The organism is Peribacillus sp. NPDC097264 (assembly GCF_050277925.1).
Classification (GTDB): domain Bacteria; phylum Bacillota; class Bacilli; order Bacillales; family DSM-1321; genus Peribacillus.
The window spans coordinates 18,335-32,763 of sequence record NZ_JBNNSR010000009.1; the positions used below are offsets into that span (position 1 = coordinate 18,335).

The following is a 14,429-nucleotide window of genomic DNA, read 5'->3' on the forward strand; positions in this document are numbered from 1 at the left end:
AATCAGGCTTCCTTTGCGGCTACGTGGGCAGCATGAGTAATTAAACTTTTCACCATTTTCCCCAATGAAGAAAAGCGTATATCCTTGGTCTGCCCCAATTCATACCGATAATAGATTTGCTGAAGAATCACAGCTAACTTGAAATAGCCAAATGTCAAATAATAATCGATGGTAGAAACGTCTCTACCGCTTCTCACAGCATAGGCTTCGATAAATTCATTCCTTGATAAAAAACCATCCATAGTAGTAAGCGATGCTTGGCCCAAACCGGATTTGACCATTTCTGGGTCGCCACTTTCCGTCCAATAGCTTAAGGCAACGCCTAAATCAGCCAGCGGATCACCGACCGTCGACATTTCCCAATCAAAAAGACCGACCATCTCGCTTAAATTCTGGTTGAACATCGCATTATTGATCTTAAAGTCATAGTGAATGATCGAGGTTTGACTATAACGCGGCATATTCTTTTGTAAATAAGCAACGAGCGGTCCCACTTCCTTGATTTCATCCGTCTTTGCCCGTTCATATCTGGAAATCCACCCGTGTACCTGTCTCTCCATAAATCCATCAGGCTTTGAAATTTGAGCTAATCCCGTCTTTTCATATGGAATGGAATGAAGATCCGCAAGCTGATCCACCATAATAGTGGATAGTTGACGGCACTTTTCCACAGTCGGGACAATATCTTTAGGAAACTTGGAATCTATTACTATTCCATGTTTTCTTTCCATTAGAAAAAAAGGGGAGCCCACAACCGAGACATCATCCGAAAACAGGATGGGTTCAGGCGCTGCTTGAAAATACGGATGGATGGAAGAAAGAATATGGTACTCCCGTTTCATATCATGGGCTTTTGGAGCGACCGGACCAAGTGGAGGTCTCCTCAATACTGCTTCCCACTCACCGACTTTAAGTTGATAGGTCAAATTGGAATATCCTGTCGAGAACTGTTGCACTTCCAATGGATCATTTGGCAAATCCACTATCTTTTCCTGGAGGAATGCCTCTAGTCTTTTAACACCGAGCTCCTCCCCTGAACGAACAGGAATGGTATCATCCATCGTTCCCTTCACCCCTCGTACTTTAGTAAACTAGCTATGGACAATATGCGAGACTAATCTTTCTTTAATCGTTTCAGGAATGGGTTCGCTTTTTTGTTCCCCGAAATTAAAGCAAACCAATATCGCCGTTCCTTTTGCGATGGTCTCTCCCGTTTGCGAACAAATAATATCATGGCTCATCTCACAGCTTTTCGTCCCTACCTTAGTCAAATAAGTTCGAACGGATAAGAGTTGGTTAAAGTACCCTTGGGTAATAAAATCGCATTTTGTCGAAGCAAGTAAGAAATTCCAGTCTTCGATATTCGAGGCCAATCCCAGCGCTTCAAAGAATTTCATCCGGGCCTCTTCAAGATAAATAAAATAGCTGGTGTTATTGATATGTCCCAATGCATCCGTTTCAGAAAAACGCACGTTTACATTTAGTTCATGCATAATATACCTCCTAATTTTTAGCGATGGGAGAACGCGGGTTTCCGCTTTTCCAAAAATGCTGCAACTCCTTCTTTCACATCTTCCGTTTGAAAGATTTCCTCAAAAAGATTCGTTTCAAGCTCCAACCCTTGTTCAAGTGTCGATTCGCTCCCTTCATCGATGGCCTTCTTAATCCTTGATAGGGCCTGTAATGAATGCCTCGTCATTCGGGATGCCAACTTTTTAGACTCGTTTAATGCGCTTCCCTCATCCACGACTTTATTGACGAGCCCAATTTTTTCTGCTTCCTGAGCAGAAAGTGGATCTCCAGTAAAGATCATTTCCTTTGCTTTAGCATTTCCTACAAGTCTCGACAAACGCTGCGTGCCCCCAGCTCCTGGAAATAACCCTAATTTCACTTCCGGTAAACCGATTTGCACGCCTACTTCGGCCACGCGCAAATCACAAGCCAGTGCCAATTCACATCCACCCCCTAAAGTCATTCCATTCAAAACAGCGATGGTCGGTTTAGGAAATTGGTCAATCTGAGTTAAAACCCCATGGCTTTCTCTTACCGTCTCCTTCATATTTGGATTGCCCATCATTTGTGGGAATTCTTTTATGTCCGCACCTGCGGCAAACGCCATATCTCCAGACCCGGTAATGAGCACGGCAACAATTTCATTATCATCTTTAAGTTGTGTGAAAACTTCGGACAACCCTTGAAATACCTGTCTGCTGATCACATTCAACGGCGGATTATCAATTGTCACAATCGCAAGCTGATTTTCTTTTTCCACTCTCACTAAGTTTGTCATACATTCTTCACTCCTTGATTTGTATAGTCGTACCAGCCTTTTCCAGTTTTCCTTCCTAAATTACCTTGTTTCACCTTTTCCTCTATACAGGCATTAGGTTTATCTTCTGGATTACCTGTTTCTTTATAACGTTGCTGCATAACGTAGTAACCCACATCAATACCAGACAAATCCATCAATTCAAATGGGCCAATGGGGTGACTTAAAGCTTTACGGCAAATCAAATCGATGTCCTTATAATCCGCTATCCCTTCTTCATATAAATAAAGGGCTTCCCGTTGCAACGCCCCCAATATGCGATTTGCGACGAACCCGGAAATTTCCTTGCGTAGTAAAATGCCTGTCCGATTCATTTTCTCCGTGACTTCTAATGCAAGCTTCGCTGTTTCTTCGGATGTTTGATCACTCATGACCACTTCCACGCAATCCATGACAAGAGGCGGGAAAAAGAAATGCATATTGATGAACTTATCCGGACGGTTCGTCACCCCGGAAAGTAAACTATTCACGATAGTCGAACTATTTGTCGCAAAAATGGTGTTTGCCGGTGCAAATTGCTCTAGCTTAGCGAAGACTTCCTGCTTCACTTCAATTTTTTCGACTACTGCCTCAATAATCAAATCGGCATTGCTGGCGGCTTTATTCAAATCGGTCGTAAATTGAAGACGGGTGAAGGCTGCCAATCTACTGTCTTCACTCAGCTTTCCTTTTTGCACCCATTTATTCATGATTGCCTCTAACTTTTCCTTTGCCGATTGCAAAGCAGTGTCCTGGACATCCTGTAATACCGTATTGAATCCGCCTAGGGCAGCAAGCATCGCAATTTGATGTCCCATCTGTCCTGCCCCGATTACCGATATCGACTGTATCTTATTGGTCGACATTGAGTCACCCTCCCTTTTTAACTCGTTTATTCATTAATTCCATGTAAAATCATTTCCATGAATATTTCGGCTACTTCCCGATCTGTCTTTTTTCCATCAGGGTCGAACCATTGATAACTCCAATTGACCACACCCAAAATGGCAAATGAGATAATAGAGGTATCAAGAGTAGAACGGAATTCCCCCCGTTTGCCCCCCTCTATCAACAATCCTTCTATTTTATTGCGGAATTCATCCCGCTTCGGAAGGATTTGATCCAATTTATCTTTGCTGAGGTTTTTCATTTCGCGGAAAAAGATGGTTGCACTCGACTTTTTGGACTTGATGCTTTTTAAAAGCATATAAACCATATCGAACAGCTTATCCTTACATCCTTTACTAGTATCCTGAAGAATCGTTTCCTGCCCAGTTAGCAGTTCATTGATATAAGCGAGATGAATATCCATCAGTAGCTGTTCTTTACTTGTAAAGTAATAATAAAACGTTCCTTTTGTCACCCCTACCGATTCGACAATATCCTGAATGGACGTTTCGCTGAAGCCTTTCTGTTCGAATAAGCGTATGCCATGTTCCGTCATTTTATCTTTCATGTGTGTAATCCCCGCATTCTGTTAAACTATCAGTTGAATTGATACCATAGGCTTTCGTACAATCATGCCTCTTCTTATTTCCTAGTCATTTCTTCTCTTAAAGCGCGCCTTAAAATCTTCCCGACATTTGTTTTTGGAAGTGCATCTCGAAATTCAACTAATTGAGGGACTTTATAAGCCGATAAGTTTTTCCGGCAATAATCGATGATTTCCTGTTCGCTGGTTTCCTGGTTACTTTTAAGAACAAGTACCGCTTTTACGCTTTCTCCCCTATACGCATCTGGAACTCCGATTACCACCGCTTCCTGGACGGCTGGATGCTCATAAAGTACCTCTTCCACATCACGCGGATAAATGTTATATCCGCTAGCAATGATTAAATCCTTTTTCCGATCTACAATATAGAGATATCCATCCTCATCCACTTTGGCGATGTCCCCCGTATAAAGCCATCCATCTCTCAATGTGACCGCTGTCTCCTCCGGCATGTTCCAGTACCCTTTCATCACTTGTGGGCCTTTAACCACCAGTTCTCCCAATTCTCCTGGTGATACTTCACTCAATCCCTCCCCCAGGTCCACTACTTTATAATCCGTCGATGGGAAACCAATCCCCACGCTCCCTGGCTTTCTTTCAGCAAACGCCGGATTGCAATGTGTGGTTGGGGATGCTTCCGAAAGTCCATATCCTTCCAATATCTTCGCACCTGATTTCCTCTCGAATTCACGAAGCAACTCAACGGGCATCGGTGCACTGCCACTATTACAAAGGTGTATAGAATCCATGCCGTATTCTTCGGCTTTAGGATGATTCGTCAAAGCGACGTACATTGTCGGTACACCTGGAAAAGTAGTTGGCTGTTCACGCTTGATTGTTTCAAGTACTTCTTCTATTTCAAAACGAGGGAGCATAATCGAATCCCCCGCAGTATAAATGGACAAATTCATTGCAGACTGCATCCCAAACACATGGAAAAGCGGGATGACCGTCAACGTTCGTTCCCTTCCCATTTTTAACTCATGTTTAAAAAATTCATAAGACTGAATGACATTGGCCAAAATGTTGCGATGCGTCAGCATGGCACCCTTGGATCGTCCCGTTGTTCCTCCTGTATATTGAAGGACGGCTATATCATTTACAGAATCAAATGAAACAGGGATTATGTTACCGTCACCCGTTTTCAAAAACTGGTCAAAAGCAACATCGGGTTGAAAATCTGCTTCAGATGTCTGGAGACTGACTACAATGACATTTTTCACATTCCCATTAGGCTGTACGCTCTTCACTTTTGGATACAATCCATCTAAAACGACAATGGTCTCGGCTCCCGAATCCTGTAGAATTTGCTGAAGCTCCCTTTCGACCAACATTGGATTGACTTGGGTAATGATTGCTCCTGCCGTCAAGGCCCCATAATAGGCGATAACGTATTGAGGACAGTTAGGTAGCATGAGGGCAACTCGATCACCCTTTTGCACTCCCTTTTTTTGAAGGGCGGAAGCAAAAGCCTGTGATGCAAAGAAGAGCTCTTTGTACGAAATCTTTCTCCCATAAAAGGTGATCGCTGTGTTGCCTGGATAAGACTCAAATGCCTTTTGGAGGATCTGTTGCACCGGGACTTCAGGGACTTCAATTTCCTTCAAGATTGAATCAGGATAAACGGACAGCCATCTTTTATTATTCATTACATACCCTCCAGCCATTTTTGATTCTATTTTCTACATGACATGAGAACCGCCATCAACAATCAGGATATTGCCCGTCACATAATCTGAAGCTTTTGAGGCGAGGTATACAGCAGCACCCTTCAAGTCATCCTCGTTGCCTAATCTTTTGAGCGGAGTGGAATCGAGAATAGGACTTTCCCCTTTAGCTAGCACGCCTTTCGTCATGGTTGTGGGAAAGAAACCCGGGGCTATCGCATTTATGTTGATATTATGTTGACCCCATTTAGCGGCTAAATCTTTTGTCAAGGTTATGACCGCTCCCTTGCTCGTATTATAGCCAACGGCATCCAGTATGTTTGGATTCGTACCGCCCAGACCGGCAACCGAGGCGATGTTTATGATTTTTCCATATCCCTGCTCAATCATGATCCTGCCAACAGTCTGGCACATGATAAAGGTACCCGTTACATTCACATTCATCACTTTGTTCCAGGCCTCAAGGGGCATGTCGATGGCCGATGCTCCCCAGGATGCACCGCTATTATTCACCAAGATATCGATGGAGCCAAATTTCCGGACCGTTTCATTCACGACTTCTTGTACGTCGGCAGGATTTGTGATATCGCATTTAAAGGAAAGCGCCTTTACGCCAAGTTCCTCCATGCGGGCTGCAACTTCATCACATGCGGCCTTCTTTCTTGAACACAGGACGACATTGGCCCCAGCCTCGGCAAAACCGGTCGCTATCTGTTCGCCCAATCCCCTTCCACCGCCAGTAATTATCGCCGTCTTTCCAGTTAAGTCGAATAACTCGGTTATTTTCATATTTTCACCTCATCCTTTTGATACTTACGAAGTTCGATTTTAGCCACCTGTTGACGGTGTACCTCATCTGGGCCATCCGCTAGCCGCAATGTTCTAGCATTGGCCCAATGGGCAGCAAGCGGGAAGTCACCTGAAACCCCTGCAGCACCAAAGCCTTGGATTGCACGGTCTATCACCTTCAATACCATATTGGGAGCTACTACCTTTATCATGGCTATTTCAGCTTTCGCTTCTTTATTTCCAACAGTATCCATCATATAAGCAGCTTTTAAAGTCAAAAGTCTGGCTTGTTCAATTTCAATCCTCGAATCGGCCACCCACTCCATGATCACCCCCTGTTTCGACAAAGGCTTACCGAATGCTACACGTTCTTGTATGCGCTTACATAATTCTTCAAGTGCTCTTTCAGCTGCACCGATTAGCCTCATGCAGTGATGGATCCTGCCAGGTCCGAGTCTTCCTTGAGCAATGGCAAATCCTTTCCCTTCACCCCAGAGGATGTTTTCAGAAGGGACCCTGACATTAGTAAATGTGATTTCAGCATGTCCATGTGGAGCATGGTCATAACCAAAAACAGAAAGCATACGTTCAATTTTGACGCCGGGTGTATCTAGCGGCACCAGAATCATCGATTGCTGCTCATGTTTGGGTGCTTCGGCATTGGTCTTACCCATGACAATGGCAATTTTACACCTCGGATCTCCAGCCCCAGATGACCACCACTTTCGACCATTGATGACGTATTCATCACCTTCCCTTACAATTCTGCATTCAATATTAGTTGCATCGGAAGAGGCCACTTCAGGCTCAGTCATCGAAAAACAAGACCTTATTTCCCCGGCAAGCAAGGGTTTAAGCCAGCGTTCTTTATGCTCATCCGTTCCATAACGAACCAAAACTTCCATATTTCCCGTATCCGGTGCATTACAGTTGAATATTTCGGGTCCTATCATGGATCTTCCCATGATTTCACAAAGTGGTGCATATTCAAGATTGGTTAAACCTGCTCCGTGTTCACTATCAGGTAAAAACAAATTCCAAAGTCCAGCTTCCTTCGCTTTACCCGTCAATTCAGATAAAATGGGCGGTATGGCACTCCAGCGACTGTCTTGCTTTTCTAATTCCTTTTGATAGACGGCCTCATTTGGATAGACATGTTGTTCCATGAAACCGATTAACTTTTTTTCTAAGTCCTTCACTTTTTGAGTGTGTTCGAAATTCACATTCATTCCTCCCTTTTACTAACTAACTGGTCGGTATGTTCATTATTTTCCATTATATTATTATTTTTACAATATTTTCAATAATTAAATTTTATTTTCTGAAAATTGATTCATTTTTTTAAAAGGTACCTCCTTTTTTTCACTGGTTTTGCAGGTAGGAAAGATACAAACAATTTTCGTTCCTTTTGCTCTCTCACTTGTTATGAACACTTTTCCCCCATGATTTTCAATGATCTTGAAACATACAGAAAGACCTAACCCCGTACCTGACGATTTCGTCGTGAAGAATGGTTCGCCAATTTTTTGAATCGAGTGTTCTGGTATTCCCTCCCCTTCGTCCAGTATGCCTATTGAAACCTCGTGATCCTTTTCTTGAATATTGACAAAAATGTTACCACCATTCGCCATGGACTCAATCGCATTTTTTATAAGGTTAATTAGTACCTGCTTGATTTGATTTTCATCACAGTAAATTAAAATCGGGTCTTCATCAAAGTTTTTATGAATTTGGATATTATTAAGAACAGCATTTGTCTCCAACAACGTTAATACATGATTGCAAATACCGATTAGATTTTTTTCCGAAAATTCAGTTTTACTAGGCTTCGAAAGTAACAATAATTCATTGAGGATTTGCTCGATCCGGTTAATTTCTGAGAAAATTATGTCATAATATTCCTGTTTGTTTTCAGACCCATCTTTGATTAATTTTACAAACCCCAAAATGGAAGTCATAGGATTTCGGACTTCATGGGCAATACCAGCTGCAAGTTGGGCAGCTGTAGATAACTTGCTGGAGGTAATGGCCAAATGTTCATTCAGGCTTACAAGTTTTTCTTCTGCATGTTTCCTTTCATTGATTTCCGATAATATGCCCGCCGTCCCAATGAATTCACCTCCGTCGTCATAGACTAATTTAACGAATGCTTCTACCCAAGACCCTTCATTATTTCGATTATTCATTTTAATGTCGACACGGAAATATCGCTTTCCTTCACGGAAGGAATTTGCAAACGCTTTCAAAATACGATGATAAGATGTCTTATCTATTTCTTTGGAAAAATGGAGACCCAGTGATTCATTGACAGTCCTTCCGCTCATCATTTTCCATGCTGGATTCAAGTATTGCCATTTCCCTTTTTCGTCCGTTTTAAAAATCACTTCATTGAAGCTGTTAAGCAACTCTTTAGAGGATTTAGAAATAATGCGATAACGTCCTTCGCTATCTTTCAACAATTCAATGGTCCTTTGCTTTTTATCATAGACGGCTCCTAACAACCATGCAACGACAGCAATAATGGCAAGATAGAATATTCCTACTACAGGGACTTTCCGTGACTCAGCGTAAAGCCAAACTATATAGGGTAGTTGCAATGCGGAAAATAGGGTGGGGACAACCAGTCTGCCAACATAGCTATTCAACCTTACACCTCCCATACTTACAATATAATTTTATTTATTGTCCGATTCGCTTAAGGTTTGGTTATATATGGTAAACAATCTCTTTAAAGTAAAATTCCATAAAATATCCGCAATTCCTGCTATTAACCAAAAAAACCTCTCCAATAACGGAAAGGTTCATCTTTATTATTTAATAATCAGCCAATTATGACACGCTCTTTAGGATAATGGTAGTTCTCTGTAACTTCTTTATGACCGATGATATAGAGGAAGGAGGTAATTCCAACCCGACCAATAAACATAATTATCATAATGACAACTTTGCCCACATTACTCAATTCCGGAGTAATGCCCATCGAAAGGCCTACTGAACCGAAAGCGGAACAAACTTCAAAAATGATCTGCATCAAAGTGAAGTTCTCGCTTATAGTCAAAACGAAAATCGCCAGGATACATAGCAGGGAACCCATTATCATGACAGCCGTTGCTTTTCGGGTATCATCAGGATGCACTTCCCTTTTGAATACTTTAATGGACTTTCTCCCCCGCATGAAGTTCCACAAAAAGAGAATCATGATAGCAAGGGTCGTCGTCCGTATGCCACCACCTACAGAACTAGGCGATGCTCCAATAAACATTAGAATGCTCATCAGTAATAAGGTCGGTTCCGAAAACTCGCTAACAATCATCGTGGAAAGGCCACCACTTCTCGTATTCGACGACATGAATAATGAGTAGAAAAGTGATTCATGCCAGCTTTTTCCGTGAAAAAATCCCTTGATTTCAAGGAAATAGATAAGAATGCTGCCTCCAATGATAAGACCAAAAAAAGTTACCGAGGTCAGCTTTGTAAACAAGGAAAAGTGAAACTTATAACTACGCGAACTATTCGACAAAAACTCTTTTAATTCGATTAAGACCGGAAATCCGATTGCCCCAAGAATCAGGAGGATAATCGTGATAAATTGGACGAAATAATCGCCTTTGAAAGGGATCATGGATACACCACTAATATCAAAACCAGCATTTGTAGTGGAACTGACCGCTAAAAAGAGTCCATTTACCAAGGCTGCCTTCCAATCTGGATAATAATTCAGGAAGTAAACACCTAAAATAAGAGCTCCAATTAATTCAATTACGACAAAAATCTTTATAATTTGAATCAATAACTTAACAAGACCCGAAAGATTAGTCTGATTCTGGTCAGTCATGATCAGCTGTCTTTCTTTGATCCCAATTTTCTTGCCTAAAATCAACCAAAAAAAAGTTCCAAGTGTCATTATGCCAATTCCGCCAAATTGGAGAACGAACATTAAGATGAAATAGCCCGTGTTACTGAATACGTCAGCTGTATTGACTACGGTTAATCCTGTCACACTTACTGCGCTAACCGCAGTGAAAAGTGCATCCATGAATCCCCATCTCACTCCAGGTTTTAGAGCAACTGGCAAACTAAGCAGTATTGTAGAAATACTGACGGCCATAAAGTAATAACCAACGATAAGTTGGGCTGGCGTTAATTTTGATAATAGCTTTTTAATAGCAACCATGCAGTTTTCCTTTCTTACTCTACGTAATCGATGATTGTTACAAAATCTATCTTAGTGTACTCTTTTTTCGATGATTTTTCCATTACCTTTTAGGAACTGACTTACTTACAACAATAAGGTAGGTTTACCAATAAATTTGACATCCGTCCTATAAGTAAAAACAACCGTTTTACTCATACTATAATTACAGCGGAAAAACCGCTGAACCAATAAGGGGGAAAATAAAATGGCTAATAATAGTAGCAGCAATAAACTTCTTGTGCCTGGAATTGAACAGGCATTAGATCAAATTAAATATGAAATTGCTTCAGAATTCGGTGTTCAATTGGGTTCAGATACATCAGCCCGAGCAAATGGTTCGGTTGGTGGAGAAATTACAAAACGACTTGTCCAGCAGGCACAATCTCAGCTTAAAGGTCAATAATTAACCTAACTGAATATAATGGATAAGGGCCCAGCTATTAGCTGGGCTCTATTTATGGTGAAAATCGATTTCATTTTTCTTAGGGGAATGTTCACTATTTTGTTTTGTTGCTTTTTCTTTATGGGGTGGTTGTTTCGGTGCTTTTTCCTTTGGCAGTTGCTGCCTTGACGCCTTTTCCTTTTGTGGCTGTGACTTTTGCGCTTTTTCCTTTTGCGGCTGTGGCTTTGCTGCTTTTTCCTTTTGCGGCTGTGGCTTTGGTGCTTTCACCTTTTGTGGCTTTGGCTTTGGTGCTTTCACCTTTTGTGGCTTTGGCTTTGCTACCTTTTCCTTTTGCGGCTGTGGCTTTTGTGCTTTCACCTTTTGTGGCTTTGGCTTTGCTGCCTTTTCCTTTTGCGGCTGTGGCTTTGCTGCTTTTTCCTTTTGTGGCTGTGGCTTTGCTGCTTTCACCTTTTGTGACTTTGGCTTTTGTGCTTTTTCCTTTTGTGGCTGTGGCCTTGACGCTTTTTCCTTTTGTGGCTGTGGCCTTGACGCTTTTTCCTTTTGTGGCTGTGGCTTTGATGGCTCCTGCTTTGGTGCTTTTACTTTAGGATTATTCACCTTTTGTTTTTTCTGAGGCGATTCTTCCTTTTTTCTGGTTGACTCTTCTACTGAATCCCTTAAAGATTTTACCGCTTTTTCCTTTTGCTCGAGCTCTTTATTTTTTTCAGGTATTGTTCCGGCTTCTTTTTTATGTAATTCACGTTTGCTACTATTATTTTCACTGTGTCTTGAATGATTCGCGTTACTTCCCTGTACCGGTTTCCTTGTGTCCCCTTTTTCCTTCTCCTTTTTCTCGAGCTTCTTTTCCACATATTTTCCGGTAGATATCCCCTGCTCCCTTGCGTGTTTGCGGTCACTTTCTGTTGCTGGGATAACTTTCAGCTTTGTTTGGGCGATATTATCCTGAGTTGAGATTTTATTAATTTCTGATTTTAGGTTCTTATCCAGTTCTTTATTCTCATCCAATAAAGTTGTTGAAACCACAATTTGTTTTTTCCCTTTCAAATAACCAAGTTGTTTTGTGGTCTTCACGATACGATTCGTGACCGTTTTAACATTCTTGCCTTTCCAGTTTGAAATTTCCCTAATCACCAACTTCCCATCTCCATTAAGTCCAGTGAGCTTGAGAACCTCCAGTTCATCATTAAGTTCCAATTCAATACTTGGGTTCACATCGATCGTCATATAAGCCGAGACATGGTCAGAAAACAATGACGGAAGGAGGGAAATGAGAATAAGAAAACTGGATGTCAAGCTGAGTACGACGGTTTTCTTTGCTGAAAAATGAAAGGTAGATAAAGAAAAATTAAACGATGGTTTAACAGTCGAAAAGGTAATTTCCTCTCCTACTTTATAGGGCCGGGCTTTCCTTTTAGTTTTTAAGAACTCGCCTTCAGGGGTTAAAAGAGTGACAAAACGTTTATTTATAGAAAGAACAACTCCTTTTTTCATCCATTAATCACCCCTTTAATATACTCGTTCAAGTACAGGAAATCCCCATTCAGTATTATGGCCACAGCAATGATATACTTTCGGTTCCGTTCAATTGTTTTTCGACTCACTTCCACCCTACCCTCTAGCTGCTTAACAGGAAGACGTTTCTTGGTAAACAGGATTTCTTTTAACTCGTCATCTTCCATTAGCATTTTAGCTATCATGATTGCTCCTTTCCTAGCATCAGCATGTTTCGGAGAAACTTCGACAAGATCGTCAAACGACAGACCAAAATCTTTTAATTCATTTATGTAAAGATGAATTTCTTCACTTCTTTTTTCTGATTCCAATTGCTTTTCATATTCTTGTATGGAATTTTTATCATCGAAATAACTTTGGTTTTGGTTATTTTCTTCGTCCACTGCAAGATCCACAGTCATTTCTTTACGTCTTGACTGGCTCCGCAAATAGTCAATAACCCTCCTTTTAACAAGGGTTTCTGCAAATGCCAGTAACGAACTTCCTTTTTCAGGAGAATATTTATCGATTGCTTCATTAAATGCAATCAATCCAATACTGAATTCATCATCTGTTTCATATATGTAACGTCTGCAAACGGATGAGACGGTTTTAGCTATAAAAGGCTTGAATGATTCTATGGTATCATTTCGAAGGCTTAAATCGCCTTGTTGAATTTTCAAGACGGTCGATTCTAAAGAACGCTTTTTTTTGAATGCTGTAAACAACAAACCAAGCATTTGTTCACCTCGCTCCTATTGATGCAAAATAATGCATCAACATCTTAATCTTAAGGGGAGCAAGCCTAAATGACAGTTCCAAAAGACCTATTTTCCGAAAATCACAGATTAAATTTTCGATATAACATGATAAAATGCTTAGTTTTTTCTCGTTTATTACATTAAAGTTACAGTTCAATAAAAAAATCGAAGTTTTCTAATGGTTTCATAGGACATTTGTCATTTTTATTACTTTAATTTAATATTTGACTCTTAAGCATAAATTTCGAAAATAGGATTATTTTTTTGTGGGTAACGCGGTCATTTTCCACAAAATGATTAATTTTCATTGCACAAAAAATGTCAGGCGTGACTTTCACGCCTGACATTTTTTATACTTCTTGAATTTGTTTCTCTTTTTTACTCGAAATGATCCAAGCACCAACCGCGATTCCAACTAATACAACCCAGAAAATTGACTTCCAAAGGGTTGATTCAGGGAAATGCTGTTCCAAGACGCCAAGGGAAGGATGAGCTAGCGTGTAGACGGCCAATTTAACCCCTACCCAACCTACAATCAAGAAGGCTGCAGTTTCAAGTGATGGACGTTGATGAAGCAACTTCACGAATCCATTAGCAGCAAAACGCATGATGACCAAGCCTATCATCCCGCCGAGGAACATGACAGCAAATTGTCCTCCGTCAATTCCACCGACCTTCATCCAACCTGTAGCAGGAAGTGTAACAGCTAATGCAACGGCTGCCAGCATCGAATCAATGGCAAATGCAATATCCGCTACTTCTACTTTGACGACGGTCATCCAGAAGCCGGATTGTTTCTTAGGTTTCTTGACTTCAGCCTCACCTTTACCAGCATATTTCTTATAAAGATGCTGAAAAGCGATGAAGAGAAGGTAAAGCGCACCGAGTGCTTGAACTTGCCATACGTCGACAAGGAAAGAAATCAGGAATAAACTTGCAAAACGGAAAACAAAAGCTCCTAACAATCCATAAAACAAAGCTTTCCGTTGTTGATCTTTTGGTAAATGCTTAACCATGACAGCCATGACGACTGCATTATCAGCAGCGAGTATCCCTTCAAGTCCGACCAAGATAAGAAGGACCCATCCATATTCCAATAATAATGATACTTCCATATATTTTACCTCCAATAGTTTGTATTTTCCTCCCTATCGGCATTTGGCAAAATAAAAAGACCTCTGCCGTATAGGCAAAGGTCTTGCTGAACATGAAATCATGTCAACAAAGCCGATGAATGTCTCCATTCACGTAATGACGACTTTGTTTTAGGGCGAACCCTAACGCTACTCCCCTTTGATTAAAGGAAAATCAGTTATTAAGTAT

At 41.0% G+C, this 14,429-nt stretch carries 14 protein-coding genes and 1 riboswitch; of the genes, 1 reads left to right on the top strand and 13 read right to left on the bottom strand.

What is annotated here, in order from left to right:
• Positions 1–2: 2 nt before the first annotated feature.
• The 10 genes from ACQKL0_RS15100 to ACQKL0_RS15145 all read right to left on the bottom strand — a co-directional run bounded on the left by ACQKL0_RS15100 (position 3) and on the right by ACQKL0_RS15145 (position 10,430).
• Entirely contained in the window at positions 3–1,061 is a 1,059-nt protein-coding gene (locus ACQKL0_RS15100; RefSeq protein WP_402867941.1) for a phosphotransferase family protein, read from the bottom strand.
• 30 nt (positions 1,062–1,091) lie between these two features.
• Positions 1,092–1,493 (bottom strand): acyl-CoA thioesterase, encoded by a 402-nt coding sequence (locus tag ACQKL0_RS15105; RefSeq protein ID WP_402867940.1) that lies wholly within the window; start codon positions 1,491–1,493, stop codon positions 1,092–1,094.
• A gap of 17 nt (positions 1,494–1,510) precedes the next feature.
• Entirely contained in the window at positions 1,511–2,290 is a 780-nt protein-coding gene (locus ACQKL0_RS15110; protein ID WP_407408052.1) for an enoyl-CoA hydratase/isomerase family protein, read from the bottom strand.
• The gene (locus tag ACQKL0_RS15115) at positions 2,287–3,174 is read right to left on the bottom strand and encodes a 3-hydroxyacyl-CoA dehydrogenase family protein (RefSeq protein ID WP_402956082.1); all 888 of its coding nucleotides are present in this window, start codon (positions 3,172–3,174) and stop codon (positions 2,287–2,289) included. Before ACQKL0_RS15115 ends, ACQKL0_RS15110 begins: the two co-directional genes overlap by 4 nt.
• A gap of 26 nt (positions 3,175–3,200) precedes the next feature.
• Entirely contained in the window at positions 3,201–3,764 is a 564-nt protein-coding gene (locus ACQKL0_RS15120; RefSeq protein WP_407408055.1) for a TetR/AcrR family transcriptional regulator, read from the bottom strand.
• Between the two features lie 74 nt (positions 3,765–3,838).
• Entirely contained in the window at positions 3,839–5,449 is a 1,611-nt protein-coding gene (locus ACQKL0_RS15125; protein WP_427688396.1) for a long-chain-fatty-acid--CoA ligase, read from the bottom strand.
• Positions 5,450–5,482: 33 nt separating this feature from the next.
• Positions 5,483–6,256 carry an SDR family oxidoreductase gene (locus ACQKL0_RS15130; RefSeq protein ID WP_407408058.1) on the bottom strand — a complete coding sequence of 258 codons (774 nt, stop codon included), beginning with the start codon at positions 6,254–6,256 and terminating at the stop codon, positions 5,483–5,485.
• Positions 6,253–7,422 (bottom strand): acyl-CoA dehydrogenase family protein, encoded by a 1,170-nt coding sequence (locus ACQKL0_RS15135; protein WP_427688567.1) that lies wholly within the window; start codon positions 7,420–7,422, stop codon positions 6,253–6,255. The genes ACQKL0_RS15130 and ACQKL0_RS15135 overlap by 4 nt, the downstream gene beginning before the upstream one ends.
• Positions 7,423–7,563: 141 nt before the next feature.
• The gene (locus ACQKL0_RS15140; protein ID WP_427688398.1) at positions 7,564–8,901 is read right to left on the bottom strand and encodes an ATP-binding protein; all 1,338 of its coding nucleotides are present in this window, start codon (positions 8,899–8,901) and stop codon (positions 7,564–7,566) included.
• A gap of 176 nt (positions 8,902–9,077) precedes the next feature.
• Positions 9,078–10,430 (bottom strand): TrkH family potassium uptake protein, encoded by a 1,353-nt coding sequence (locus tag ACQKL0_RS15145; RefSeq protein ID WP_427688400.1) that lies wholly within the window; start codon positions 10,428–10,430, stop codon positions 9,078–9,080.
• A 226-nt stretch (positions 10,431–10,656) separates the two neighbouring features.
• Between ACQKL0_RS15145 and ACQKL0_RS15150 the strand changes: the two genes are divergently transcribed.
• On the top strand, positions 10,657–10,854 hold the full coding sequence (locus ACQKL0_RS15150) for a small, acid-soluble spore protein, alpha/beta type (protein ID WP_402867932.1): 198 nt from the start codon (positions 10,657–10,659) through the stop codon (positions 10,852–10,854).
• A 48-nt stretch (positions 10,855–10,902) separates the two neighbouring features.
• Here ACQKL0_RS15150 and ACQKL0_RS15155 read toward each other — a convergent pair whose 3' ends face one another.
• The 3 genes from ACQKL0_RS15155 to ACQKL0_RS15165 form a co-directional block, all read right to left on the bottom strand.
• Positions 10,903–12,345 carry an anti-sigma-I factor RsgI family protein gene (locus ACQKL0_RS15155; protein WP_427688402.1) on the bottom strand — a complete coding sequence of 481 codons (1,443 nt, stop codon included), beginning with the start codon at positions 12,343–12,345 and terminating at the stop codon, positions 10,903–10,905.
• Positions 12,342–13,085 (bottom strand): RNA polymerase sigma factor SigI, encoded by a 744-nt coding sequence (sigI, locus tag ACQKL0_RS15160; RefSeq protein WP_402867930.1) that lies wholly within the window; start codon positions 13,083–13,085, stop codon positions 12,342–12,344. The genes ACQKL0_RS15155 and sigI overlap by 4 nt, the downstream gene beginning before the upstream one ends.
• 371 nt (positions 13,086–13,456) lie before the next feature.
• Entirely contained in the window at positions 13,457–14,221 is a 765-nt protein-coding gene (locus ACQKL0_RS15165) for a TerC family protein (RefSeq protein ID WP_402956070.1), read from the bottom strand.
• Positions 14,222–14,309: 88 nt separating this feature from the next.
• A riboswitch (yybP-ykoY riboswitch) is annotated at positions 14,310–14,410 on the bottom strand.
• Positions 14,411–14,429 lie beyond the last annotated feature (19 nt).